The sequence below is a fragment of the Sphingomonas humi genome (assembly GCF_039536725.1).
Taxonomy (GTDB): Bacteria; Pseudomonadota; Alphaproteobacteria; order Sphingomonadales; family Sphingomonadaceae; genus Sphingomicrobium; species Sphingomicrobium humi.
Window position 1 is genome coordinate 623,433 of record NZ_BAAAZD010000001.1, and the last position, 25,918, is coordinate 649,350.

Sequence of the window (25,918 nt, forward strand, 5' to 3'; positions counted from 1 at the left end):
GACCATGGACCGTGGCGACAGGCACAATAAGAGAACAAGCGAAGAGACGGGCGGGACGGGCGAAGACGATGGCAACGGCAGCAGCACGCACCCGCGCGGACCGGCGTCCGCTCGAGCCCGACTGGCGCGACCGCCTGGGCGATGCCGTACGCACCCTGATGGTGAAGCTGGCGGGCGTGCTCGCGATCGGTTCTGCCCTCGCGCTCGCCACCGCGCTGCTGACCCACCAGCGCACCGACCCGAGCTGGAGCACGGCCGCGGGCGGCCCGGCCCAGAACTGGCTGGGGCTTCCCGGCGCCTATGCCAGCGACCTCCTGCTGCTGTTGTTCGGTCCGGGCGGCGTGGTGCTGCTCCCGGTCCTGGCGCTGGCCGGGATTCGCTTGCTCGGCAATCGTCCTGCCGGGCGGGTCGGGCGCGCCCTGTTCGTCGCCGCGATCGGCGCGGTGCTGATCGGCATGGCGCTCGGTCTTACTACCAAGTCGGCTTCCTCCGGCCTTCCGGCGGGCTGGGCCGGTGTCCTCGGCCTGACGGGCGCGAGCGGGTGGGAAGCCCTCCTCGGCCTGATCCCCGAACCCGCGATCGCCGGACCGAGCCGGATCGCGCTGATCCTGTTGCTTGGCCTTGGCGGACTGCTGCTCGCCTTCCTCGCGCTTGGCCTGCGCGACGATGAAAAGGCCTTCGTCTCCGAGCGCCTGCGCCGCAACCGCGAGGATGCGCCGGCACCGCGGCGCACCGTGCTCGAGCGGGACGAGGCCAAGGCCGTCGCTCCGCCGCGCTCCCGGCCCGAGGTCAACGTCAAGGAACCGAGCGCTGCCATCGTTCCCGCCGCCGCCGCCGAAAAGACCCGCAAGGGCAAGTCGCTGGCGCAGCAGCAGCAAAGCCTGGCGCTCGGCGACAGTTATGCGCTGCCGCCGATCGACCTGCTCGCCCCGCCGTCCGAAAGCGGCCGCAACCAGGTCGATCGCGCGGGGCTCGAGCGCAATGCCCGGCTGCTCGAAAGCGTGCTGGAGGATTTCCACGTCCGCGGCGACATCGTCGAAGTGCGCCCCGGTCCGGTCGTCACCATGTACGAGCTCGAACCCGCGTCGGGCATCAAGGCCAGCCGCGTCATCCAGCTTGCCGACGATATCGCCCGCAACATGTCGGCGCTCTCAGCCCGCGTCGCGACCATTCCCGGCCGCAGCGTGATCGGCATCGAATTGCCCAATCCCAAGCGCGAAAGCGTCGCGCTGCGCGAACTGATCGGAAGCCAGGCCTTTGCCGACCAGGCGATGAGCCTGCCCCTCGTGCTCGGCAAGAATATCGCCGGCGATCCGGTGATCGCCGACCTTGCGCCCATGCCGCACCTGCTGGTCGCCGGCACCACCGGCTCGGGCAAGTCGGTCGGGCTCAACTGCATGATCCTGTCGCTGCTCTACCGGATGGGTCCGGACCAGTGCCGGATGATCATGATCGATCCCAAGATGCTCGAACTCAGCATCTACGACGGCATCCCGCACCTCCTCGCGCCGGTGGTGACCGAGCCGCCCAAGGCGATTCGCGCGCTCAAATGGGCGGTCGAGCAGATGGAGGAGCGCTATCGCATGATGGCGAGCCTCGGGGTCCGCGCGCTCAAGAGCTTCAACGACAAGGTGCTGGAAGCCAAGGCCCGGGGCACCAAGCTCGGGCGCAAGGTCCAGACCGGCTATGACGCCGACAGCGGCCAGCCGATTTATGAGACCGAAGAGCTCGATTACGAAGTGCTGCCGCAGATCGTGGTGGTGGTCGACGAGCTCGCCGACCTGATGATGACCGCCGGTAAGGAAGTGGAATTCCTGATCCAGCGCTTGGCGCAAAAGGCCCGCGCGGCCGGCATCCACCTCATCATGGCGACCCAGCGGCCGAGCGTTGACGTTATCACTGGCGTCATCAAGGCAAACCTTCCGACCCGCATCAGCTTCCAGGTCACCAGCAAGATCGACAGCCGCACCATCCTCGGCGAGCAGGGGGCCGAACAGCTCCTCGGCAAGGGCGATATGCTCTACATGCCCGGCGGCAAGCAGATCCTGCGCGTCCACGGGCCCTTCGTCAGCGACGACGAAGTCCGCCTGATCGCCGATCATTGGCGCAAGCAGGGGACGCCCGACTATATCAGCGCGGTCACCGAAGAGCCCGAGGACGGCGGCTTCGCATTGGACGGCGCACCCGACGGCGACGACGATCCCGAAAGCCAGCTCTATCGCAAGCCGATCCAGGTGGTGGCCGAAAGCCAGAAGGCCTCGACCTCCTACCTCCAGCGCCAGCTACGCATCGGCTATAACAGCGCGGCGCGGCTGATCGAGCGGATGGAAAAGGACGGCAAGGTCGGCCAGCCCGACCACGTCGGCCGCCGCGAAGTACTGATGGACACCGACGGGCACCCGATCTGAGGTCGCTTTCGCCCTCGTTCGCCCTGCGCGAACTCGAAGAATCGCTTGAGCCGACCTCCACACGAACCGAACCATCGTTCGCCCTGAGCGAAGTCGAAGGGCGCTGGCGCCGGCGCTACCAGGCTCCGAGCTCGCCCAGCACGAACCAAGGTCGTCGCCTGCCCTACATCAGCGGCAGCAGCACCTCGTTGCGCCTGAGCGGCGGCGGGATCATCGGCGAATTGTAGAAGGCATATTCGGGGTCGGCCTTGACCGCTTCCTCGCCGTGCCGGCTCAGCCAGCCGCGCAGGCGGTCCTCGGCTGCTTCCAGCCGCTCGTCATGCGCGGTGCCGTGGAAGCTCGCCGCGCCGACCCGCCGTGCAGGCACGTCGACGATGCTGATCCCTGGCGGCGGCGCGGGCGGGTTCTTGAGGTCTTCGGGAAGGATGAACCGCACCCGCCAGGCGCCCTCGACTTCGTCGTCGAACACCGGCGGGTCGCTCGCCATCGGATTGCCCGCATCCTGCATCACCGGCACCGTCATCGCGATCTTCTCGCCCTCGCGTGATTTGGCGAAGATATAGTCGGCGAGGATCTGGAAGCCGTTGCTCAAAGCCTCCTTGCGCGGCCCGCTGACCACCGTCTCGGCCACCTTGATCGGCGGATAAGCACGGATCTGGAGGTCTCCCTCGCTCACCAGCACGCGATAATCGGGTTTGGGCGTCGCCTTTTCGCGAAGCACATAGGCGATGCCCAATCCCACCAGCGCGCCTGCGGCGATCCCGCCCGTGGCCTTCCAGTTCACCTTCATCGTGGTCGTCTCCATCCCCTCACAAAGGTTCAGGCCGCGACCTGTTCCTCCGCCGTCGGATAATCGGTGTAGCCGATCGCGCCGGGCGAATAGAAGGTGCTCGAATCGGGCTCGGCAAGCGCCAAGCCACCGCGCAGCCGGTGCGGGAGGTCGGGATTGCCGATGAACGGCCGCCCGAAGCTGATCGCGTCGGCCACGCCCTCGGCCAGCCGCGCCTCGGCCGACGGGCCGTCATAATCGCTGTTGAGGATGATCCCTCCCTTGAAGTGGGGGCGGATCTGCGGGCTCACCGGCGGCACGTCGCTGGCGGCGAAGGTCGACTGGGGCCCGGGTTCGCGCAGTTCGAGCCCGGCGATGCCGAGTTCGCCGAGCGCCTTGCCCGCCGCAATGAACAGCCCGTGGGGATCGCTGTCGTCGCAGCCCTGTACCAGGCCGAGCGGGCTCAGGCGGACAAAGGTGCGACCGGTCCCCGCTTCGGAGATTAGCGCTTCGGTCGCCTCGCGCAGGAAGCGGATGCGGTTGTCGATCGACCCGCCATAATCATCGTCGCGAAGGTTGGTCCCGTCGCGCAGGAATTGGTCGACCAGATAGCCGTTGGCGCCGTGCAGCTGGACGCCGTCAAACCCGGCGCGAAGCGCGTTGCGGGTCGCCGTCGCATAATCGCCGAGGATGCGCTGGATGTCGTCCACCGTGATCGCGCGCGCTTCCTCGTACGGCTTCTTGCCCTCGTAGGTGTGCGCCTTGTGCGGGGCGGTGGTGGCGCTCGCCGATACAGGCTGCAGGCCGGTGACGCTGGAATGGACCAGTCGCCCCATGTGCCACAGCTGGGCGATGATCTTGCCGCCAGCGCGGTGCACCGATTCGGTCACCAGCTTCCAGCCCTCGACCTGCTGGTCGTTCCACAGGCCCGGCGCATTGGGCCAGCCAAGCCCTTCGCGGCTGATCCCGGTGCCTTCCGAGATGATCAGGCCGGCCCCCGAACGCTGGGTGTAATAATCGGCGACAAGCTCGGTCGGCACACCGGCCGGACCCGACCGGCCGCGGGTCAGCGGGGCCATGACGATGCGATTGGCAAGGCTGACGTCACCGAAGGTAACGGGATCGAACAAGGTCGGCATGAAGGTTCCTGTTTGTTACTGCGCGAGCACGGGCGGCAGATAGGAACGGCGCCGGCCATCGCCAAGGACCGGGCGCGGTCCGGCCGGGGTGGACGGCGCCCCCGTCTCGGCTACAGCGGCGGGGGTGAGCGCCGTCCCTCCCCGTGCCTTTGCAGCCCTGATGCTCGGCAACGTTGCGCTGGCCTTCGGGCCGTGGATGGTGCGGCTGAGCGACGTCGGCCCGAGCGCAGCCGGCTTCTGGCGGCTGGCGCTGGCGCTGCCCTTCCTGCTGGTGCTGGCAAAGGCGATGGGCCAGCCCGCGCACTGGCCGGGCAGGGCCGGCGCGCTGGTGATCGCGGTCGCCGCCTTCTTCTTCGCCGCCGACCTTGCCGCCTGGCATGCCGGCATTCACCTGACCAAGCTCGGCAACGCGACCCTGTTCGGCAATGTCGCAAGCTTCGCCTTTGCCGCCTACGGACTGTGGCTGGCCCGCCGCCTGCCGAGCCTGCTGCAGGCCGCCGCGCTCTTGCTGGCGGCCCTCGGCTCGGCGCTGCTGATGGCCGGAAGCGCGGAATTGAGCGCGCGCTACCTTCACGGCGATCTCCTCGCGCTTCTCGCCGGGCTGCTCTACGCCGGCTATCTGATCGCGGTGGAGCGGGTGCGCGAGACCTTGCAGCCCTTGCCGGTCCTGATCCTCGCCAGCGCGTTCGGCGCCGCCATGCTGCTGCCCTTCGCCGCGGCGATGGGGGAGGCGATCTGGCCCCAGCAATGGACCGCACTGCTTCTGCTGGCGCTCGGTAGCCAGGTGGTGGGGCAGGGGTGCCTCGTCTACGCCCTCGGGCAGGTCCCGCCGCTGGTGGTCGGCCTCGCGCTGCTTACCCAACCGGCCATATCGGCAGCGATCGGCTGGATCGTTTATGGTGAAGCCATGACGTCACTCGATTTCCTCGGCGCGGCGGCGATCGGCACCGCGCTGGTGCTGGTGCGCTTGCAAGGGCCTTCATCCGGCCCCAAGTCGGTGGTCACATGACCGCCGCCACCGCCACCGCTGCAACTGCCACCCCCGTTCAGGCGATCGCCCTCGACCTCGCGCTCGCCATTGGTGAGAATGCCGCCTTCGACGGGTGGACCGCCGCCGCGGCCGAGGCCGCTGCCCTTGGTGAAGGCGTCGACCCCGCCGTCGCCGCGCTGGCCGTGCCAAGCGACGCGGTCGGCCTGATCGACCTCTACGGCCAGGGCGTCGACCGCGCGCTGGCGCAGGCGCTTCCGCCCGAAACGCTGGCGGCGATGAAGATCCGCGAACGCATCCGCAGCCTCGTCTGGGAACGCATCCGCATCCAGGAGCCCGCCAAGGAAGCGATCCGCCGCGCGCTCGCCATCCTCGCCATGCCGCAAAATGCGCTGGCCGGCGCCCGCCTGTCGTGGCGCAGCGCCGACGTCATGTGGCGCATGGCGGGCGACGTCGCGACCGATTACAATCACTATACCAAGCGGGCGATCCTCTCGGCCGTCTACGGTTCGACCCTATTGTTCTGGCTGCAGGACGACAGCGAGGGCGCCGCGGACACCGCCGCTTTCCTCGACCGCCGGATCGACGAGGTCATGCGGTTCGAAAAGTGGAAGGCCGGCATTGGCAAGTCTGAGCGCCCAAGCCTGACCCGCTTCCTCGGGCGCCTGCGCTACCCGCCACGCTAACTGGGACAATTCGCCCACTGGACCAGCGCTGCTGTTATTGATAATCAGTTGCAGCAATGACCGTTCAGCCCTCCTCGGCCGACTTCGCTCTCGCGCTTGACCAGCTTGCTCTCGGTCGGCGTGGGCGAATCGCTGCGATTGCCTGGGGCTCGCTCCCCGAAGCGGAAGCGACTCGGCTTCGCCACTTCGGGTTCGATCCCGAAGTGATGGTGGAGCCGCTTCATGCCGGACCGTTCGGACGCGATCCGCTGGCGGTGAAGGTCGGGCGGATGACCGTTGCGATTCGCCGCATTCACGCCCGCGCGATCCGGGTCGTCCCGGCCGACTGATTCGGGCTTGGCCCAACCCCAATGACCCTGCCCGCCCCCCTGGTCGCCGTGGTCGGCAATCCCAATGCCGGCAAGAGCGCCCTGTTCAACGCGCTGACCGGCGCGCGGCAGAAGGTCGGCAATTATCCCGGCGTCACCGTTGAGCGGAAAAGCGGGCGGACGGTCCTGCCCGACGGCCGCCCGGTCGAACTGGTCGATCTTCCCGGCACCTACGCGCTCGATCCCAACAGCCCCGACGAAGCGGTCACGCGTGACGTGCTCGCCGGCCGCCAGTCGGGTGAACGCAAGCCCGACGCGCTGCTGGTGGTGGTCGACGCGTCCAACCTCGACAATCACCTCCGCTTCGCGCTCGAACTGCGCAGCCTCGGCCTGCCGATGGTGGTCGCGCTCAACATGGTCGACATGGCAGCGCGCGACGGCCTGACGCTTTCCGCCGACGCCCTGTCGCAAGCCCTCGGCGTGCCGGTGGTTGAAACGGTTGCGGTCCGCCGCCGCGGGCTCGAGGCCGTGCGCGAGGCACTCGAAGGCGCGATCGGTCGCCCCGTGTCCGCCATCGCCATCCCCGGCGAGCTTGCCCGCGAAGCCCGCAGGATCGCCGCCGCCGCCGTAGTAAGCGAAGCGCCGGTACGCCGCTGGACCCACCGGCTCGACCGCGTCCTGCTCCACCCGGTTGCCGGCGTCGCCATCCTCGCGCTGGTGATGTTCGCCATGTTCCAGGCCGTCTTCGCCTGGTCCGAGATCCCGATCGGCTGGATCGAAAGCGGCGTCAGCACCGTCGGCACGCTGGTCGCCGACAATCTTCCCGAAGGCGCGCTTCGCTCGCTGATCGTCGATGGCGTCATCGGCGGGGTCGGCGCGGTGGTCGTCTTCCTGCCGCAGATCCTCATCCTGTTCCTCTTCATCCTGCTTCTGGAAGGCACCGGCTACATGGTCCGCGCCGCCTTCCTGATGGACCGGCTGATGGGCACCGCGGGCCTGTCCGGGCGGGCCTTCATCCCCTTGCTGTCGAGCTTCGCCTGCGCCGTCCCCGGGATCATGGCGACCCGCACCATCGACAATGAAAAGGACCGGCTGACGACCATCCTCGTCGCGCCGCTGATGACCTGCTCGGCGCGATTGCCGGTCTACACCCTGATCATCGCCGCCTTCATCCCGCACCGCGACGTCCTGCCGTTCGTCAACCTGCAGGGGCTGGTGATGTTCGGCCTCTACCTCGCCGGGATCGTTGGCGCGCTGGTCGCCGCCTTGCTGCTGCGCAAGACCGTCGCGCGCGGGGCCGCCTCCTCCTTCATGATGGAGCTGCCCAAATATCAAATGCCCGCGCTCAAGGACGTGGCGCTCGGCCTGTGGCAGCGAACGGTCATCTTTCTCAAGCGCGCCGGCGGGATCATCCTCGTCACCACCGTCCTCCTCTGGGCGCTGGCCAGCTTCCCCAAGGCCGGCCCGGGCGAAAGCCAGACCGAGGTGTCGATCGCCGGCCGGATCGCCAGCGGGATCGAGGTCGTGGTGAAGCCCATCGGCTTCAATCACGACATCGCGCTCGCGCTGCTCCCCTCGATGGCGGCGCGCGAAGTCGCGGTGTCGGCCATCGCCACCGTCTACGCCCTCAACGAAGCCGACGAGGCGCAGCTCGAAAAGAGCCTTGCCGAGCGGCTGTCGGGCGCATGGCCGCTGCCGACCGCGCTCGCCTTCCTCGCCTGGTTCGTGTTCGCGCCGCAATGCGTTTCAACCATTGCGGTCACGCGGCGGGAGACGAACAGCTGGCGCTGGCCGCTGTTCATGGTCGCTTACCTGTTCACCCTTGCCTACGTCGCGGCGGGCCTCACCTACTGGACGGCGGTCGCGCTCGGCCTATAGCTTCCTCCCAAGTATCCAAGGGAGTCGAAGTCACATGGCGGGAAGCCTGAACAAGGTCATGCTCATCGGAAACCTGGGCAAGGACCCGGAAGCGCGGAGCTTTTCCAACGGCGGCGAAGTGGTCAACCTGACCGTCGCCACGTCCGAGAACTGGAAGGACCGCGAAGGCAATCGGCAGGAAAAGACCCAGTGGCACAACGTCGCCATCTTTTCCGAAGGCCTCGCCCGGGTCGCCAAGCAGTACCTCAAGAAGGGCAGCAAGGTGTACATCGAAGGCGCGCTCGAAACGCGCAAGTGGCAGGACCAGAACGGCCAGGACCGCTATTCGACCGAGGTCGTCCTGCGCAACTTCGGCAGTTCGATGGTGCTGCTCGACGGCCGCGGTGAAGGCGGCGGTGGTGGCGGTGGCGGCGGCTTCGGCGGCAGCCGCGGCGGCGGATCGAGCTATGACGACGGCGGCTTTGGTGGCGGTGGCGGCGGCTACGGCGGCGGACGCGGCGGCAGCGCCAGCCCGTCGAACAACCGCCCCGCGCCGGCGGCCTTCGACGACCTCGACGACGACGTTCCGTTCTAAGGACGGCTGCGCGCCCCCGGCGAAGGCCGGGGCCTCAACCGACTTAACCGCGGGCTACTTGCCCTTCAACGCCGCCAGCGCGGCGAACGGCCCGGCCTGCTCCTCGCTGAGCACGCCGGCGTCCTTCAGCGCGTCCTCGGCGCCCGCGCTGCGCGGATAGGGGTCGAGCGCGAGGCTGAGCTCGTCCGCGATCGCCGCCGCAAGGTCGATCTCCCGCCCATCGTGGAAGATGACGTCAAGGTCGTCGGCGCTGAGTTCGACGTCCTCGTCGGGCGTGCCCTTGGGCTCGGGCAGGAACAGTAGCGCGATCTTCTCGTCGACCATCGCCGGCACCGGCTCGCCGGTCGCGACACAGGCCTGCGTCACGCTGGCGCGAAGCCGCCCCTCGGCGCGGATCGTCTCGCCGTCGCGGTTCAGCGTCAGCGTCAGCGTCGCCTCGAGGCGCTCGAGCCCGGGCAGGTCGAGCCGCTCGGCGACCGCGGCGCGCTCCGCCTCGTCGGCGTGGACCTCGATCCGCTGGCCGTCGCGAATCGCGGCAAGGCTGAGCTTCGCCCCGCTCACGGCAGCACCCCGCCGATCAGCGCTTCATCGCCCCGGCCCTCGAGCCCGCGCCAATAATGCTTTAACTCGTCGAGGGAGTGCGCCAGCGACGCCGGCGAAGGCACCTGTTCGCGATAAAGCGAGCGGCCCGCCACCGCTTCCCAACTTTCCTCGCCTTCGATCGCCCGGCGCCACGCCCCCACGCGCCCGCCCAACGCGCCGACGAGGCTTCCGACGCGCTTGCCCATGACCGGATCTCCGACCCCTTCCTGGCGAAGCTGCGAATCCATGTCGTGGACAAAGCATTCGGCAAGCGCGACGCTGGTCTTGCGCGATTCGTCTCCGCCGCGCTCCAGCCGGAGGTCGGTCAGCGCCAGCAAGGTCGCCAGCACCGCGAACCGCCCTTCCTTGGTGTCGGGCACCTGGCCTTCGACATACCAGTGCGGGCTGCGCGCCTTGGCCACGACTTGGCGGTAGAGCGGCTCGGCCAGATTCGGCTCGCTCAGGAACAGCCGCATCAGCGACTTCATGATCATCCTCCGTTCAGGCAAGCCGCTGCACTTGGCGGAGCGACCCCCAGTCGATATTGAGCGGCGCAACAGCCGGCGCAAGGGTCCCGGCATCCGGAGCTTTGAATGAACCGCATCGTTTTCTTCGTTTCGATCGCCGCGCTCGGCCTCGGCGGCTGCGCTGGCTATCGCGAAAGCCGCGGCTTCATCATGGACGAGCAGCTGGCCCAGGCCGTGCAGGTCGGCACCGACAACAAGACCAGCGTCGAAAAGACGCTCGGGCGCCCGACCTACACCGGCCAGTTCAGCGACAATGAATGGTATTACGTCAGCCGGCAGACCTCGACCTTCGCGTTCCGCGCGCCGAAGGTGACCGAACAGCAGATCCTGCGGATCAAGTTCGATCAGGGCGGCAACGTTTCCGCGATCGAGCGCACCGGCAAGGAAAAGATCGCCTCGATCGATCCTTACGGCAAGACCACCCCGACCCTTGGTCGCAAGAAGAGCTTCTTCGAAGAATTCTTCGGCAACATCGGCACCGTGGGCGGCGTGGGTCCGACGTCGGGCGGCCAGCCCGGCCAGTAGGGCGCTGCTATCGTAACCTCGTTCGTGCTGAGCAAAGTCGAAGCACCCCCGTGCCTGCGCCCTTCGACCATGCTCAGGGCCAACGGATTTGGGAAATCGTGCTAACCCGCCTAGACGGTCGCGCATGACCGCGCACCCGGCCGGCATGACCTATGCCGATTACCTCCAGCTCCCGACCCTGCTCTCCGCGCAGCAGCCGCACAGCGACCTGCACGACGAGATGCTGTTCATCGTCATCCACCAGACCAAGGAACTGTGGCTGAAGCAGATGCTTCACGAGGTCGATCTGGCGATCCGCCTTGTCGCCTCAGACGACTTTGCCGCGGCCTACAAGGCGCTTGCCCGGGTCAGCCGGATTCAGTCGGTGATGACCCTGTCGTGGGACGTGCTGGCGACCATGACCCCGGTCGATTATTCGGCCTTCCGCCATGTGCTCGGCACCTCGTCGGGCTTCCAGTCGGCGCAGTTTCGCGAACTCGAATACAAGCTCGGGATCAAGGACCCGCGCTACCTCGACTATCAGGAGGGCGGCACCGAAGGGCGCGCCCGGCTCAAGGCCGCGCTCGACGCGCCGGGACTGTGGGAAACCGCCGACGCCGCCCGCGTCCGCTTGGGCGCCGCAAGCTGGCACGAGGTGTATCGCCATTCGGAACGGTGGTTCGCGCTCTACCAATTGGCCGAAAAGATGGTCGACATCGACGACGCGCTGTCGGGCTGGCGTCACAAGCACCTGCTGACGGTCGAACGGATCATCGGCATGAAGCCGGGGACCGGTGGATCAACCGGCGCGCGCTATCTTGCTTCCACGCTCGAAAAGCGCGCCTTTCCCGAGCTGTGGGCGCTGCGGACCGAATTATGAGCTTCAAACCCCTGTTCGCGCGCAGCCTTGCTGCTGCCCCCGGCCGCCTGCACATGGCGGCGCACAGCCATCACCTGTGGCCTGACGCCAGTTTCGCCGGGCAGGTCGAATGCTGGGAAGACGCCGCGCGCCTCGCGGACCGCAAGTGGGACCGGGTGATGGGCGAGCTGTGGCCCGAAGCCCAGGCCGAGGTCGCGGCGGAGCTTGGCACCGGTCGTCCCGACGACATCGTCTTCGCCGGCAATACCCACGACTTCATCCTGCGCCTGTGGTCCGCCGCGCCGCGCCGTGCCGGCGGTCCCCTGCGCGTCCTTACCACCAGCGGCGAGTTCCACAGCGCCCGCCGCCAGTTCGCGCGCTGGGCCGAAAGTGGGGACATCCTGCTCGAAGCGCTGCCGGTCGATCCCATCGCTACGCTCGCCGACCGCCTCGCGGAGAGGGCTGGGGCGGCCGATCTCGTCATGGTCAGCCAGACCATGTTCGGGACCGGGCGGATGGTCCCTGGCCTGGCGCAACTGGCCGCTCTTGCGTCGCCCGACGGGCCGTGGGTGGTCATCGACGGCTATCACAGCTTCATGGCGACGCCCGAGCCGCTTGGCGAAATGGCGGACCGCTGCTTCTTCCTCGCCGGCGGCTACAAATATGCGATGTCCGGCGAAGGGATCGGGCTGATGCATTGCCCGCCGGGCTTCGGGCCGCGCCCGCCGATCACCGGCTGGTATGCCGAGTTCGAGGACCTGACTGCGCCCCCCGGCCAGGTCGGCTACGCGCCCGATGCAATGCGGTTCATGGGCGCGACCTTCGATCCGTCGGCGCTCTACCGCTTCGTCCACGTCCGCCGCATGCTGGCGGGCGAGGGGCTGACCACCGCCCGCATCAGCGCCTGGGTCGGCGCGCTGAAGGAACAGCTTGCCGAGCGCCTTTCCGGCACCCCGCTGGCCACCGCCCAGCTGCTCGACACCCCGTCGGGCCCCGCCCGCTTCCTGGCACTCCGCCACCCCCAGGCGGCCGAATGGCAAGGCAGGCTGCTGGCGGACGACTGCATCACCGACGTCCGCGGCGACGTGCTGCGGATCGGCCTTGGCCTCTATCACGACGAGGACGATCTCGATCGCTTCGCGGCAATCGCCCGCCGACTCTAGGACAGGCGCCACTCCCATACCGTGCGGACAGGGAGCGGCGCCGGTTCCTCAATAGCCCGACAGGTTCATCGACGGCTGGGTTGCGGCGGCGGTGCTCGACTGCTGCCGGTAGGCCGTATCCATCTGATCCTTGCGATGCTCGGCGATGGCGGCGTCGAACCCGCTGTTCGCCTGCTTCATCATCTCGCCGGCATAGGACGCCGTCACCTCGATCTGGATCTGCTGGACAAGCGCTGCGTCGGCGGGGCGATTGTCCATGCGGCTGTCGACCGCTTCCCACAACACGCGCTTCAGCTTGTCGCGGACCAGCGGGCGGGCCTTGGAGATCGCGCCTTCGTCGGCCGCCGAGCCTTCCTCGTACCACAGCTGGATCTTCGACGCCGCGTCGCCGCTCGCCGTCGCCTTGGCGATGATCCTGCCGACGTCCTTGCCCTCCTTGGTGAATTTCCATTCGACCCGGCTGTCGTCGGGCGTCGCCTGGAAGTTCGACACCACGCCCATCGCCCCGGTGATCGGGGCAAGCGCCGTCGGCGTCCCGACCGAGGTCAGGGTCTGGTAGGCGGTGGTGACGGGCACCTCATATTTCTCGCCGCCACAAGCGCTGAGCATTGGCAGCATCAGCAAGCCAAGATACTTCTTCAACGGTTCCACTCCTGTTGTCGTTCGATCGGCACTGGGTTGATCATCGGCCGGGTGGCAGCTTCCATCCGCGCCGCGGTGGAGCGCTCGGCTCCGCTGGTCTGTCCATGCACGCTCTTCGCGGTCTCGGCGTACATCGAGCTGATGGCCTGACCCACTTCGCGCACCTGGTCGGGGTCGTTCGAGGCCTCGAAGGCCCAATCGCGCACCGGGTCGAGCCGGCGCTTGGGATTCTCCTCGAGCGCGGCATCGATCGCTTCGGCGAAGCTTGCGGTACCGAAACCGCGCAGGAAGCGGGTGGAAGTGAGCTTTTCGGAAACGTTGGCGCCTTCGTGCTGGACCCGCAGGCGCACCCGCGTCTCGCGCTCGCCGAAGGGGACGAGTTCGGCGACGTACAGGACCGAAGCGCCGTCGCCGCCGCGCACCCGCCACCTGATCTCGCGCTCGTGGGCCGTCCGTTCGACCCCTGCGGCGCCGATGCCGCTGGCCATCATGCTCGCATCAGGGGCGGGAAGGGCGGCGAGGCGGCTGCGCACATCGCTGATCGGCAGGTGATAGAGCCGCCCGCGATCGAGCGTTCCCCCGGCGACCAGTCCCACGACTGCCGCGGATGCCGCACTGGCCAGCAGCCATTTACCCATCCGTCAGACCCCCGTCGTTGGGGAAGCTTGTCTCACGATGGTGTTAATAACTGGTGTGAAGGATGACCCGGGCCCCAGGTCAGTGCGGCGCAAGCCTATCGCGCGCCAAGCCCCTCGCGGATCAGGCGGTTGGCGGCGGCGGCGACCTTGGCCGGGTCCTCGTCACCCCAAACCCCGAAGCGCAGGCCGAGAAAGACATTCATCCCCATCACCGCCCAGGCCCGGACGTCGGCTTCCAACGTGTCGTCGGCTGACTGCATGACGCCATTGCGGGCGCCTTCGGCAAAGCGCTCGGCGATGCGGGTCGCGGTGTTTTCGTAATGCGCCTTGAAACCGGCGGGATCGACGAACTCCGCCTCGTCGATGATCCGGTAGACCTGTTGGTGCTTGCCGACGAAGCTCAAGAAAGCGGCCAGCGCCCGCTCTTCCGCCTCGAGCGTGCCACGCCCTTCGGCAAGCACGGGCGCGACCGCCAGGCGGACCTGCTCGGACATGTCCTGGACCAGGGCCCGGAACACTTCCTCCTTGCTGTGGAAATAGGTGTAGAATGTGCCAAGCGCGACCTTGGCGGTGCGGGTGATCTCGGTGATGCCGGTGTCGGCGAAACCGCGGCTGCCGAATTCGGCGCGGGCGGCATCGAGGATCTTGCGCCGGGTCAGTTCACCGCGCGCGGTGCGGGGCGACTTGGCCGAACTGGTCAGTGGAACCGGGTCATGAGGCCGCTCCGCCAGGCGCCGCTGCCCCCCTGCCGCCGCCTGCTTTTTCGGCGCCTTCGCCTTGCCGCCCTCACCCATGCTCTCGTCCTTCGCGCCTGAGGAAGCACGCGTCGGGGCCGGCAAAACAGGGCCCGCCCAACATCCTCATTCCCCCGTCCGCATACCCTACATGAGTTGAAACCTGATTCAAGTTTCAAGTGCGGACACACGGCGGGAGGCTATACTGCCGACCTTCCTAAGCCGCTGGCAGGCGCCATGAAAACGCTCAGCCAATGGCCAATTTCCGCGCTTCCGCCGACCCGGAGAATGCCATGGCACCCGACTTCCGACAAGACTTGAAAGGTGATTCAACTTTCAGTATTGCTGCTTCGGTTGAAATCTGGGGGATGGCGCACAGGATTCGTCGCCGGCCGTGTCCAGTTTCGGGGGAGAGATGTACGTCATGAGCGCAACCACCATTCGTTCGGCCCTGTTCGCTTCGGCCGCCTTGTTCCTGGCCGCGACACCGGCCTTCGCGCAGGACGCAGCGGCGGTCCAGGATCCGGCCGCAACGGCCAAGGCCAATGACGCCCAGACCGCCGACGAGCCCGCGACCGCTTCGGACGGCGAAATCGTCGTCACCGCCCGCCGCCGCGCGGAAAGCCTGATCGACGTGCCGATCGCCGTGTCCGCCTATTCTGGCGAGCAGCTTGACCGCCAGGGCGCGGTCGACATCAGCGACATCGGCGACACCACCCCGAACGTCACGCTGGAAACCTCGCGCGGTACCAACAGCACGCTGACCGCCTTCATCCGCGGCGTCGGCCAGCAGGACCCGGTCGCCGGCTTCGAAGGCGGCGTCGGCCTCTACCTCGACGACGTCTATCTCAACCGTCCGCAGGGCGCGCTGCTCGACGTCTATGACGTGGAGCGGATCGAAGTGCTGCGCGGTCCGCAGGGCACGCTCTATGGCCGCAACACCATCGGCGGCGCGATCAAGTATGTCACCCGCTCGCTCAGCGCCGAACCCGAAGCGCGGCTCAAGGCCAATGTCGGCAGCTACGGCCAGCGTGACGTCATCGTCAGCGCCTCGACGCCGGTGTCGGACTGGATGCGGATCGGCGGCGCGGTCGCGCGGCTGGTTCGCGACGGCTTCGGCAAGAACCTCACCACCGGCAAGGAAAACTACAACAAGGACGTGCTGGCCACCCGCGCCACCGTCGAGCTGCTCCCGGCCGACAATATCCGCTTCAAGATCGCCGGCGACTATACGACCGACGACAGCAACACCCGCGGTGGCCACCGCCTGATCCCGTCGCTGGTGTCGAAGACGCCGGTCCTTGCCGACGTGTTCGATTCGCAAGGTGGGCTGATCAATCCGAGGCAGAAGGTCACCGGCGGCGGCATCTCGCTGCGGGGTGAGATCGGGCTGATGGACGGCCTGACGCTCAAGACCATCACCGCCTGGCGCAAGGACAAGAGCGTCACCCCGATCGACTTCGACGCGCTTCCGGCCGCCGACGTCGACGTGCCCGCCATCTACAAGAACCGCCAGTTCAGCCAGGAAGTCCAGCTGCTGGTGGAGAAGGGGCGACTCAACGGCCTCATTGGCGGCTATTATCTGAACGCCAACGCCAACAACATCTTCGACGTGCTGCTGGCGCTCCAGGGCGGCGCGGTGTTGCCGGGGCTGGCCGCCTCGACCTACGGCAATGTCGACACCAAGACCTGGGCCGGCTTTGCCGACTTCACTTACGACCTCACCGACCAGTTCTCGGTCTCGCTCGGCGGCCGCTACACCTCCGACAAGCGTGAAGCGCAGGTTATCCGGCGCAACCTCATCGGCGGCGTTTCGCCGGAGCTCGGCGGCACCCCCGTCAACGGCATCTTCAACGCCGTGACAAACCCGACCGGTCGCCAGTTCGGCGCGCTGACCTCGAACTTCGCGGGCGAGAAGACCTTCAAGCAGTTCACCCCGCGCGCCTCGGTCAGCTTCCAGCCCGACGACAACAACACGATCTACCTGAGCTGGTCGAAGGGCTTCAAGGGCGGCGGCTTCGACCCGCGTGGCCTCAGCACCGCGGCGCCGGACCTCAATGGCAACGGCGTCCGCGAGACGAACGAGATCTTCGATTACTTCCTGTTCGAGCCGGAGAAGGTCACGTCCTACGAGGCAGGCTACAAGGCGAGCCTGTTCGACCGCCGCCTGCGCTTCGCGCTGGCCGGCTTCATCGCCAACTACAAGGATGCGCAGGTTCCGGGTTCGGCCGGTGCGATCATCAATGGCGTTCCGACCTTTGTCGGTATCACCACCAACGCCGGCAAGGCCGAGTTCAAGGGTATCGAGTTCGAAGGCAATGCCGTGCTCGCCCGCGACTTCGCCGGCCCCGGATCGCGCTTCAACCTCGCCGGTTCGGTCGGTTACCTCGACGCCAAGTACAAGCGTTTCGTGACCCAGGTCGCGGGCTTCAACGCCAATGGCGCGGCAACCCCGACCTCGCCCGGCCAGCCGATCGACGTGGCGCGCTTCCGCGAAATCCAGAACACGCCCAAGTGGACCAACTCGGCCACCGTCGACCTGTCGGTCCCGGCCGGCCCCGGCATGGTTTCGGCCAACGCCACCCTGTCCTACCGCAGCAAGAGCACGCAGTTCGAACTGCCCAGCCCCTATCTCGACCAGAAGGGCTTCTCGCTGTTCGACGCCAACCTCGTCTACGACATCGGCAAGGTGACGATCGGCCTCCATGGCAAGAACCTGTTCGACAAGCGCTACATCACCTCGGGCTATCAGTTCCTGACGGTGAACCCGGTGACCGGGCAGCCGATCCTGTCGGCTTCGCCTGCCAGCCCGGTGTTCGCGCAGCCGGGCATCGCCCCGTCGCTCGGCCTCGAGGGCGTGGTCACCGGTTTCTACGGCTCGCCGCGGCAGGTGTTCCTGTCGCTCGACGTCAAGTTCTAAGTCGTTGGCGGCACGGGGCGCTTGGCAGGTCCAGCGTCCCGTGCCACCACCCCGGCCATGACCGCAGCCCGCTCGATCCCGCGTTCGCCGACGCTAGTCCTCGTCTTCCTGCTGCTGGCCTACATCCTCAATTTCCTCGACCGGCAGATCCTCGGCATCCTGCTCGAACCGATCAAGACCGACCTCAAGTTCACCGACAGCGAGCTAGGCGTCCTGACCGGCCCCGCCTTCGCCCTCGTCTACAGCCTGTTCGGCGTGCCCTTCGCGCTGCTTGCCGACCGCACCAGCCGTTCGGGCGTGATCACCGCCTCGCTCGGCCTGTGGTCGCTGTTCACCGCCCTGTGCGGCACCGCGGCGAGCTTCTGGCAATTGTTCGCCTTCCGCCTCGGGGTCGGCCTTGGCGAAGCGGGCGGGGTCGCGCCTTCCTACGCGCTCATCGCCGATCGCTTCCCCGCCGCGCAGCGCGGCAAGGCGCTCGGCATCTTCTCGCTCGGCGTTCCGATCGGCCTCGGGCTCGGCGCCGTCATCGGCTCGTGGATCGCGCAGCATTTCGACTGGCGCACCGCCTTCCTCGCCATGGGCGTCGCGGGCCTGATCCTTGCCCCCATCTTCAAGTTCGTCGTGCGCGATCCCCCGCGGGTCCCCGGCGCCACGCCGCCAAGCATGGGCACGCTGTTCGCCACCTTCCCGCTGGTCGCGCGCAAGCCGAGCTTCTGGCTGCTCGCGTTTGGCGCCTCGCTGAGCTCGCTGTGCGGCTACGGCCTTGCGACCTGGGTCGCCTCGATCCTGATCCGCAGTTTCGGCATGACCCTCGTCGGCGCCGGGCAGTTCCTCGGTTCGCTGCTGCTGATCGGCGGCACCGCGGGCGTGTTCCTCGGCGGCTATCTGGCGGACAAGCTCGGCGGCCGCGACAAGCGCTGGTACGCCTGGCTGCCCGCGATCGCCTGGCTGATCACCGCCCCGCTCTACGCGCTCGGGCTGCTGGTCGAGAATGTGACCCTGGTGTGGGCCTTGCTGCTCATCCCCAACGCGCTCAACATCCTGTGGCTCGGCCCGATCACCACCGCAGTCCAGCACCTGGTTGAACCGTCCAAGCGCGCGACCGCCTCGGCTGCCTTCCTCGTTATCAACAACCTCATCGGGCTTGGCGTCGGGCCCTTCCTCATCGGCTACATTTCGGACGCGCTCCGCTCGACCTACGGGGCCGACAGCCTGCGCTATGCGGCGCTGGCGGTGCTCGTTTTCTACCTTGTCGCGGCACTGCTGACGCTGCTTGCAACCCGCTATCTCCGCGAAGACTGGGTCGAAGACGCCGCCTGATCGGCAGAAATCTGCGGTTCAGCTTTGCACGACGAGTCGTGCCTGACACCCTTTCGATGTTGGAACGGCTGGCCCAAATCAGCCGTTGAAGGCCTCCGAAAGGAGCTCAGGCTCATGAAAAACAGGATGATTTTGGCTGGCGCCGCGGCGCTGGCCCTGACCGCGCCGGTTCTGGCGCAGCCCGGCAAGGGCGGTGGCGGCGGTGGCGGCCACGGTAATGGCGGCGGTGGCGGTGCCCCGCCGCAGGTCCAGAAGGGCGGCGGCGGTGGCGGCGGCCCGCAGATGCGCGGCAACGGCGGCGGCCCGAAGGAGATGCGCGGCGGCGGTGGCCCGCAGCAGCAGCAGCGGCAGGCTCGCGGCGGCGGCGGCGGCGGTGGCCCCAAGGAAATGCGCGGCGGGGGCGGTCCCCAGATGCGCGGTCCCGAACGCCGTGAAGCCCGCCAGGTCGAGCGCCCACAAAAGCAGCAGCAGATGCAGCGCGATCCCGTCCGCGAGGCCCGCGCCGAGCGTGGCCCCAAGGGCAATGGCAATGGCGCTGGCAACATGCGCATCGCGCAGGACCGCGGTCCCGCCCGCCAGATGGCCGAACGACGCCAGCGGATCGAGACCAACATCTTCAATTCACCGCAGCGCACGACCTATCTGGCAAGCCAGAACTTCCGCACCACCGGCCTGATCGATGGCTGCCCCCCGGGCCTCGCGGCCAAGGGCAATGGCTGTCTGCCCCCGGGGCAGGCCCGCAAGCTGGTCGGTGCGACGCTCCCCGTCGCGCTCGGCTCGGCCCTGCTGCCGCTCGACTATCGCAGCTGGTATCCGGACAATAACGACTATTACTACCGGACCACCGACGGCTATGTTTACCGGATCGACCGCGACCGGAACCTCGTTGACGGCTATTGGCCGCTCGCGGACGACTGGAACGGCGCTTACTATGTCGGCGCGGCCTATCCGCAGGACTACCTCGGCTATTACAATGTGCCGGTGCAGTATCAGTCGTGGTATCCCGACAACGACGATTACTACTATCGCTACGGAGATGGGGCGATCTACCAGGTCGACCGCCAGGGCGGGGTGATCGATGCCATCGTCTCGCTGCTGGCGGGCGGTGTCGGGATCGGCCAGCAGCTTCCTGCGGGCTATGACGTCTACAACGTCCCCTACGACTATCGCGACCGCTACGTGGACAGCCCGGACCACATGTACCGGTACAATGACGGCAACATCTACGACGTCGATCCGACCACCCGGATCGTCCAGGCGATCGTGGAGACCCTGGTCTGATGCGCCGGCTGCTACTGACCGGCGCCGCCGCCCTCCTGCTCGCCTCGTGCGGGCAGGGGACGACCGACAACCAGGCTGCCGCGGGCAATGACAGCGAAACCAACGCCGGCGTCACCCCGGGTGCGCCCTCGCAGAACCTGTCCGCGCTGCTCGGCGCCACGCCGCGGCTCGGCCAGCTGGTGAAGGCCGCCGGCATGGAAAAGGTGTTCGACGGTAAAGCGCCCTACACGGTGCTGGCCCCGACCGACGCCGCTCTCGACAAGCTTCCCGCTGGAAGCTTCGACGGGCTCGACAAGCCCGAGCGCAAGGCGGAGGTCACCGCCCTGCTGCGCGGTCACATCCTGCCCGGCACCATCCTCGCCGCTGACCTCGAACGCGCCGTGGAAAGCGGCAAGGGCAAGGCCACCATCGCGACGATGACCGGCGAACCGCTGACCATCACCCGCGATGGAGACGGCCTCAAGGTGACCGGCAAGAACGGCCAGTCGGCGCGCATCGTCGGCACCGAACAACCGGCCAGCAACGGGGTCGTCCACACGATCGACACCGTGCTGGCGCCGGCCGGCTGATCACGGCGACTCGGTCGTGAAAGACTGAGGAAGCCGCCCGACAGCCCTCTCTCAAGGGCATGTCTGCGGAAAGCGGCGAGAGGTTCCCCGGCGAAGGGTCCGTTACGGACGGACCAGCGCCTCACGGAACCTCTCGTCTGCTCCGCTCCGGACCAGTCGCTGCTGGCCCCACTCCGCCACTCATGACCACCTCCTCCGGCCGGATCGCTGGAGACCGTTCGTCATGGGCGCTGTTGCACGTGTCGCATCTTGCATCGGTCGCCCGTTGCTTGCCGGCACGCTCATGTTCGGGCTGGTCCTGCTCGGCTTCGCCCTCGACCGCGACGGCGGGCGGACCGCGATCCTGTGGTTCGGCAATGCCGCGATCATTGCGCTCTTGTTGCGCAGCCCGCGGCCGCAATGGCCTGCGCTGCTTGCCGGGACGCTCGCTGGCAACCTCGCCGCCAATCTCCTTGCGGGAGGCGGGATCGCGCTGGCGGCGGCGCTGTCACTCTGCAACCTTATTGAAATCGCCATCGTCGCCGGGCCCTTCGCGCGCCGGTTCACCTCTCCCGCGACCCTCGATGGCATCGAACAGCTTGGCTTTCTTGCCCTGTCGGCGGTGATCGGATCGCTGGGCTCGACCCTCCTTGCCGGCGCCTCCCTGTCACTCCTTCACCCCCCGGGCGGGCCGCAGCCCCTGCTCCAATGGCTGCTTGGCAATGCGCTCGCCATCTTCATCCTGACGCCGCTGATGCTGACGCTCGCTTCGCCGGATCAGAAGCACAACGCCGCCAGTAACGTCGAATTCGGATTTCACCTCCTCGGCGCGGCAATGGCCACGCTGGCGGTTTTCTCCGAGCCCATTTCTTCGATCTTCTTGCTGTCGCCGATCCTTGTGCTGGCCGGTCTTCGCCTCAGCATGCAACGCTGCGCAGCCGTGGTCATCGTGATCCTGGCGATCGCCGTTGCGTTGACGGCAATCGGCCTTGGACCGCTCAACCTTCCGGACGTGGGCGACGGCCTTCGCATCCTCCTGCTCCAGGCGTTCATGGCGACGGGGGTCATGCTCTCGCTGCCGATCGTCGCCCTGCGCGAAGCGGGTGCCCGCACGGCAGCGGCCCTGCGCGTCAGCGAGGAACATTACCGCCTACTCGCCGACAACAGCAGCGATCTGGTCCTGCGCCTCACCGCCGACGGAAGCGCGGACTATGTGTCGAGCGCGGCCAGTCGCCTGCTCGGCTTTCCGGCGACGTCGCTGCACGGCGATGCGCTCGCCTCGCGCATCCACGCGCACGACCGGGCGCGCTTCCACGCCGCGCTCGCCCGCGCCCGTCGCAGCGGCGATGCGGTGACCTGCTTCCGGCTGCGCCATGCGCGCGGCGGATTTCGCTGGATCGAAGCGCACATGCGGCTGGCGGGCTCGGTCCCTTCCGCCTTCAACCCGGCCGGCCCTGTCACCTGCAGCGCTGTCGCCGACGGGCGCTGCCAGCCCGGCACCTGCGCGCCCTGTTCGGCGATGGGCGATCCCGACGCGCTGGATCAATTTACCCAGGACCTGCCGGTGGTGGCGGCGCTGCGCGACATCCACGAACGGCGCAACGCCGAACTGGTCGCCGCCGAAAGCGGGGAGCGGCTGCGCGAAAGTCACCGGCTGCTGACCATGGCGGAAGAGCTCGCCTCGCTCGGCCACTGGGTGCTCGATCCCGTCCGCAACGAACTCATCCTGTCGGCCGAAGCCGCAACGATGCTCGGCCTGTCGCAACTCGCGATCGGGGTGCACGAAGCGCTTGCCCTGCTTCGCCCGCTCGACCGCCTCCGCCTGTTGCGGACGCTCGCTGCCGCCCGCCGCGTCCACGCGCCGGTGAAATGCGTCGTCCAGCTGTCCGATGACAGCGACAATCGCACCCTCCAGCTGCGCATGCAGATCCACGCCCAGGGCCGGACCAGCAGCCTGTTCGGCGTGATCAGCGACATCACCGCCAAGCTCGAGGACGAACAGAAGCTTGTCCACGCGGTAGAGGAAGCGCGTTCCGCCGCCAACTTCCGAAGCCAGTTCCTCGCCAGCATGAGCCATGAGATCCGCACCCCGATGACCGGCGTCATCGGGATGATCGAACTGCTCGAGGCCGACCCCACCGCGGCCGAGCGCAGGCTCTACCTCCAGACCCTGCGCCAGTCGGGCGATCTCCTGATGGCGGTGCTCAACGACATCCTCGATTTCAGCAAGGTCGATGCCGGCCACATCGTTATCGCCGACGAACCGTTCGATCTCGGCGCGACCTTGCTGACGACGCTGCGTCTGTTCGAACGAACCGCTTCCGCCCGCGGCCTCGGGCTCGTCCTCGAAGCCCCGGCGCCGGGCGACATGTGGCTCCGCGGCGATGCCGTCCGCCTCCGCCAGGTCCTCAGCAACCTCCTCAGCAACGCGATTAAGTTCAGCGAGCGCGGCGAGGTCGTGCTGCGCTGCGTGGTGCAGGCCGCCCCCGGCCGCCGCCGCTTGCGCCTGTCGGTGATCGACCAGGGCATCGGCATGACCCCGGCGCTGAAAGCCCGATTGTTCGAACCCTTCGTCCAGGGCCAGGAACGCGGTGCGATGCCCGGAACCGGCCTCGGCCTTGCGATCAGCCGCCGCCTGGTCGCGGCGATGGACGGCTCGATCATGGTCCAGTCGCGCCCCAACCACGGGACGACCTTCACGATCAGCCTGACCCTCGACGATGCGGCGCCCGTGCCCACCCTCGATCGCGGTGCCGACCGGACGGTCGGTGCCCCGCTCGACATCCTCCTCGCCGAGGATAATCCGGTTAACCAGATGCTTGTCACCGCCCTGTGCAAGCGGCTCGGCCACCGCATCACCTGCGCCGCCGACGGCGAACAGGCGGTCGCTGCGGCCGAGGCACGGCGCTTTGACCTCATCCTGATGGACATGCAGATGCCGCGCTGCGACGGCCTTTCCGCCACCCGCCGCATCCGGTCGGGCAAGGGCCCGTGCGCTGCCGTGCCGATCGTCGCGCTCACCGCCGATGCCTCCCCCAGCCAGCGCGAACGCTACGAGGATGCCGGGCTCGACGGCCTGCTGACCAAGCCGATCGACAGCGGTGCGTTCGCCCATGCCCTGGCCGATCTCGGTGCCCGCCGCTCGCCACCCTCCTCGCCGCCGCCCGCTCCGCCCGAAAGCCCGCTAAACACCAACATCCTCGACGAAATCCGCTCGATGCTGGGCGCGGCCCGCCTCGACCAGTTGCTCGACCTCCTCGCCAGTGAGATCGACGACCGCCCCCGCGCGATCCGCAAGGCACTCGCCGACCGTGATTTCGCCGCCGCCGCCGCCGAAGCTCACAGCCTCAAGGGCGCCGCCGCCAACCTCGGCGCGGACGGAGTCAGCAAGGCGGCAAAGGACCTTGAGGCCTCTATCGCCGCGGCTGCGCAGGGCGACCCGCGACTGGTCGCGCCCGCCCTTCGCCAGCTTGCCGTCCGCGTCGCCGACGCCCGCGAAGCCATCACGCTCCTGCGCCGCGAAGCGACACTGGCATCGCTCTCCGCCTGACGCTCGCGACGGTCCTCCGCAGGCCGCGCGCAAAAGGCCCGCCAACCCTCTTCCACCGTCCCGCACGCCCGCTATAACAAGCCCCAAGACAAGCGGCCGCCCGTGCTTTCGCGCCTTCTGACGAAGGCCAAGCGGGCCGGCTCCGGGGCAAAAGGACTTGAGACTGCGATGAAGGCGACGATCGAACGGGCCACCCTCCTCAAGAGCCTCAGCCACGTTCAGTCGGTGGTCGAACGGCGCAACACCATCCCGATCCTCTCGAACGTCCTGCTCGACGCGCGCGAAGACGGTTCGCTCCGCCTGATGGCGACCGACCTCGACCTCCAGGTCGACGAGACCGTCCCTGCCAATGTCGCGACGTCGGGCGCGACCACGGTCTCGGCCCACACCTTTTTCGACATCGTCCGCAAGCTGCCCGAGGGCTCGCAGGTCGAGCTGACCGCCGCTGACGGCAAGATGCAGGTCGTCGCCGGCCGCGCCCGCTTCAATCTGTCGACCCTGCCGCGCGACGACTTCCCGGTGATCGCCGAAGGTGAGCTGCCGACCCGCTTCGAACTGCCCGCCGCGACGCTTCGCCAGATCATCGACAAGACCAAGTTCGCCATCTCGTCCGAGGAAACCCGCTATTATCTGATGGGCATCTTCCTCCACGTCGCGGACGACATGCTGAAGGCCGCCGCTACCGACGGCCACCGCCTCGCCCGTGTCACCGTCGCCAAGCCCGAGGGCGCAGACGGCATGCCCGACGTGATCGTGCCCAAGAAGTGCGTGCTCGAACTGCGAAAGCTGCTCGACGAGGTCGAAGGCACGGTCGAAGTCACCCTGTCGCCGACCAAGATCCGCTTCGTGCTCGGCCACGCCGTCCTCACCAGCAAGCTGATCGACGGCAGCTTCCCCGACTACAATCGCGTCATTCCGACCGCCAACGACAAGCTGCTGAAGCTCGATCCCGCCAGCTTCAAGGCCGGTGTCGACCGCGTCGCCACCATCGCCAGCGAAAAGACCCGTGCAGTCAAGATCAGCCTCGACCGCGACCGCGTGACCCTGTCGGTCACCAGCCCCGAGAACGGCCTCGCCACCGAGGAACTGGCGGCTGACTACAGCGCTGACGGAATGGAGATTGGCTTCAACGCCCGCTACCTCCTCGACATCCTGGGCGAGATCGACGGCGACACGGTCGAAGTGCACCTGGCCGACGCCGCAGCCCCGACTCTGCTGCGCGAAAACGACAAGTCGAGCGCGCTCTACGTGCTCATGCCGATGCGGGTCTGATCGAAGCTTAGCGCGCGGAGGCGAGGGCAGGGGCAATCCCTGCCGGGTCGGCCGCCTTGGCCGGCTGCTCGCCATCGATCAGCAAGGTGCCGTGATCGTCGGCAGCGACCCGCGGCCCCGCGGGTGCCGGCGGCGGCGGCGTTTCTTCCGCAACCTCGTCCGGCTTCGGCGCGATCACCGGCCTTGGCGCCGACCGCCCGCCGACAAACGCGAAATGGCTGTGGTCGCCCTCGTCGAGTGATTCCAGCAGCACGTATCCCGCCCGCCGAAGCGCGGCATCGAGCGCGAGGTGCGGGACGCCGGCGCGGCGTTGCACGTCGATCGCATAGCCTTGCAGGTGATAGCTGTTGGGCATCCCGCCGACCTGCCGGTTGTGCGCCACGCTGCGCCACGCGCTGGTCGGGGTGCCATAGGCCGCCAGCAGCCGCAGCGGTCCGGCAAGATGGGGAGAGGTCGCCAGCAACGGGGCCAGCATCCGCTCGCTCGCGGCGCTGGTCGCGGCTGCGCCTGTGCCCGGCGCCGCCGCCAGCAAGGCAGCAGCCAACAGCCACGCCGGCGGGCGGGCGGCTTTCGGAAACAGGATGTTCATTCGGCGCCACAACGCCGCACTGCCCCGGCTCGTTCCCGC

The 25,918-nt window shown here is 67.9% G+C and carries 23 protein-coding genes; 15 read left to right on the forward strand and 8 right to left on the reverse strand.

Annotated features, from left to right (window positions below):
* The first annotated feature begins 68 nt into the window (after positions 1 to 68).
* The gene (locus ABD729_RS03075) at positions 69 to 2,408 is read left to right on the forward strand and encodes an FtsK/SpoIIIE family DNA translocase (protein WP_425564821.1); all 2,340 of its coding nucleotides are present in this window, start codon (positions 69 to 71) and stop codon (positions 2,406 to 2,408) included.
* Between the two features lie 163 nt (positions 2,409 to 2,571).
* On the opposite strand, the gene ABD729_RS03080 is transcribed toward ABD729_RS03075, so the two are convergent.
* The gene (locus ABD729_RS03080; RefSeq protein ID WP_344708688.1) at positions 2,572 to 3,198 is read right to left on the reverse strand and encodes an SOUL family heme-binding protein; all 627 of its coding nucleotides are present in this window, start codon (positions 3,196 to 3,198) and stop codon (positions 2,572 to 2,574) included.
* A gap of 29 nt (positions 3,199 to 3,227) precedes the next feature.
* On the reverse strand, positions 3,228 to 4,316 hold the full coding sequence (locus tag ABD729_RS03085; RefSeq protein ID WP_344708689.1) for an alkene reductase: 1,089 nt from the start codon (positions 4,314 to 4,316) through the stop codon (positions 3,228 to 3,230).
* Between the two features lie 124 nt (positions 4,317 to 4,440).
* Between ABD729_RS03085 and ABD729_RS03090 the strand changes: the two genes are divergently transcribed.
* Genes ABD729_RS03090 through ssb form a run of 5 tightly spaced genes read left to right on the forward strand, consistent with a single transcriptional unit; the run spans position 4,441 to position 8,750 of the window.
* On the forward strand, positions 4,441 to 5,325 hold the full coding sequence (locus ABD729_RS03090) for a DMT family transporter (protein ID WP_344708690.1): 885 nt from the start codon (positions 4,441 to 4,443) through the stop codon (positions 5,323 to 5,325).
* Positions 5,322 to 5,990, forward strand: a complete 669-nt coding sequence (locus tag ABD729_RS03095) for a COQ9 family protein (RefSeq protein WP_344708691.1) — start codon at positions 5,322 to 5,324, stop codon at positions 5,988 to 5,990. The genes ABD729_RS03090 and ABD729_RS03095 overlap by 4 nt, the downstream gene beginning before the upstream one ends.
* A gap of 56 nt (positions 5,991 to 6,046) precedes the next feature.
* Positions 6,047 to 6,319 (forward strand): FeoA family protein, encoded by a 273-nt coding sequence (locus ABD729_RS03100; RefSeq protein WP_344708692.1) that lies wholly within the window; start codon positions 6,047 to 6,049, stop codon positions 6,317 to 6,319.
* A 21-nt stretch (positions 6,320 to 6,340) separates the two neighbouring features.
* Positions 6,341 to 8,176 (forward strand): ferrous iron transporter B, encoded by a 1,836-nt coding sequence (gene feoB, locus ABD729_RS03105; RefSeq protein WP_344708693.1) that lies wholly within the window; start codon positions 6,341 to 6,343, stop codon positions 8,174 to 8,176.
* Between the two features lie 34 nt (positions 8,177 to 8,210).
* On the forward strand, positions 8,211 to 8,750 hold the full coding sequence (gene ssb / locus ABD729_RS03110) for a single-stranded DNA-binding protein (protein WP_344708694.1): 540 nt from the start codon (positions 8,211 to 8,213) through the stop codon (positions 8,748 to 8,750).
* A 54-nt stretch (positions 8,751 to 8,804) separates the two neighbouring features.
* Here the strand turns inward: ssb and ABD729_RS03115 are convergent, their stop codons facing one another.
* A complete protein-coding gene (locus tag ABD729_RS03115) occupies positions 8,805 to 9,311 on the reverse strand; it encodes a YceD family protein (RefSeq protein ID WP_344708695.1) in 507 nt (168 codons plus the stop codon).
* Positions 9,308 to 9,820 carry a ubiquinol-cytochrome C chaperone family protein gene (locus ABD729_RS03120; protein ID WP_344708696.1) on the reverse strand — a complete coding sequence of 171 codons (513 nt, stop codon included), beginning with the start codon at positions 9,818 to 9,820 and terminating at the stop codon, positions 9,308 to 9,310. The genes ABD729_RS03115 and ABD729_RS03120 overlap by 4 nt, the downstream gene beginning before the upstream one ends.
* A 105-nt stretch (positions 9,821 to 9,925) precedes the next feature.
* Here ABD729_RS03120 and ABD729_RS03125 point away from each other — a divergent pair, with 105 nt between their 5' ends.
* From ABD729_RS03125 to ABD729_RS03135, 3 genes are all read left to right on the forward strand, one after another.
* Complete coding sequence (locus tag ABD729_RS03125) at positions 9,926 to 10,384, forward strand: outer membrane protein assembly factor BamE (RefSeq protein ID WP_344708697.1); 459 nt, start codon at positions 9,926 to 9,928, stop codon at positions 10,382 to 10,384.
* A gap of 124 nt (positions 10,385 to 10,508) precedes the next feature.
* Positions 10,509 to 11,243 (forward strand): tryptophan 2,3-dioxygenase, encoded by a 735-nt coding sequence (locus tag ABD729_RS03130; RefSeq protein WP_344708698.1) that lies wholly within the window; start codon positions 10,509 to 10,511, stop codon positions 11,241 to 11,243.
* Positions 11,240 to 12,385, forward strand: a complete 1,146-nt coding sequence (locus ABD729_RS03135) for an aminotransferase class V-fold PLP-dependent enzyme (protein WP_344708699.1) — start codon at positions 11,240 to 11,242, stop codon at positions 12,383 to 12,385. Before ABD729_RS03130 ends, ABD729_RS03135 begins: the two co-directional genes overlap by 4 nt.
* Positions 12,386 to 12,433: 48 nt before the next feature.
* On the opposite strand, the gene ABD729_RS03140 is transcribed toward ABD729_RS03135, so the two are convergent.
* The 3 genes from ABD729_RS03140 to ABD729_RS03150 form a co-directional block, all read right to left on the reverse strand.
* Positions 12,434 to 12,994, reverse strand: coding sequence for a hypothetical protein (locus tag ABD729_RS03140; RefSeq protein WP_344708700.1), 561 nt, complete (start codon positions 12,992 to 12,994; stop codon positions 12,434 to 12,436).
* A 29-nt stretch (positions 12,995 to 13,023) separates the two neighbouring features.
* Positions 13,024 to 13,665: a hypothetical protein gene (locus tag ABD729_RS03145; protein ID WP_344708701.1), complete on the reverse strand. Its 642-nt coding sequence runs from the start codon at positions 13,663 to 13,665 to the stop codon at positions 13,024 to 13,026.
* Between the two features lie 95 nt (positions 13,666 to 13,760).
* Positions 13,761 to 14,459: a TetR/AcrR family transcriptional regulator gene (locus ABD729_RS03150; protein ID WP_344708702.1), complete on the reverse strand. Its 699-nt coding sequence runs from the start codon at positions 14,457 to 14,459 to the stop codon at positions 13,761 to 13,763.
* Positions 14,460 to 14,823: 364 nt separating this feature from the next.
* On the opposite strand from ABD729_RS03150, the gene ABD729_RS03155 reads away from it, so the two are divergent.
* The 6 genes from ABD729_RS03155 (at position 14,824) to dnaN (ending at position 25,290) form a co-directional block, all read left to right on the forward strand.
* Positions 14,824 to 17,319 (forward strand): TonB-dependent receptor, encoded by a 2,496-nt coding sequence (locus ABD729_RS03155; protein ID WP_344708703.1) that lies wholly within the window; start codon positions 14,824 to 14,826, stop codon positions 17,317 to 17,319.
* A 57-nt stretch (positions 17,320 to 17,376) separates the two neighbouring features.
* Complete coding sequence (locus tag ABD729_RS03160) at positions 17,377 to 18,639, forward strand: spinster family MFS transporter (RefSeq protein WP_344708704.1); 1,263 nt, start codon at positions 17,377 to 17,379, stop codon at positions 18,637 to 18,639.
* Between the two features lie 114 nt (positions 18,640 to 18,753).
* A complete protein-coding gene (locus ABD729_RS03165; protein WP_344708705.1) occupies positions 18,754 to 19,920 on the forward strand; it encodes a hypothetical protein in 1,167 nt (388 codons plus the stop codon).
* Positions 19,920 to 20,489 (forward strand): fasciclin domain-containing protein, encoded by a 570-nt coding sequence (locus ABD729_RS03170; RefSeq protein ID WP_344708706.1) that lies wholly within the window; start codon positions 19,920 to 19,922, stop codon positions 20,487 to 20,489. Before ABD729_RS03165 ends, ABD729_RS03170 begins: the two co-directional genes overlap by 1 nt.
* A 283-nt stretch (positions 20,490 to 20,772) precedes the next feature.
* On the forward strand, positions 20,773 to 24,018 hold the full coding sequence (locus ABD729_RS03175; RefSeq protein WP_344708707.1) for an ATP-binding protein: 3,246 nt from the start codon (positions 20,773 to 20,775) through the stop codon (positions 24,016 to 24,018).
* 168 nt (positions 24,019 to 24,186) lie between these two features.
* Complete coding sequence (dnaN, locus tag ABD729_RS03180) at positions 24,187 to 25,290, forward strand: DNA polymerase III subunit beta (protein WP_344708708.1); 1,104 nt, start codon at positions 24,187 to 24,189, stop codon at positions 25,288 to 25,290.
* 7 nt (positions 25,291 to 25,297) lie between these two features.
* Here the strand turns inward: dnaN and ABD729_RS03185 are convergent, their stop codons facing one another.
* Entirely contained in the window at positions 25,298 to 25,879 is a 582-nt protein-coding gene (locus tag ABD729_RS03185; RefSeq protein ID WP_344708709.1) for a D-Ala-D-Ala carboxypeptidase family metallohydrolase, read from the reverse strand.
* Positions 25,880 to 25,918: the final 39 nt, after the last annotated feature.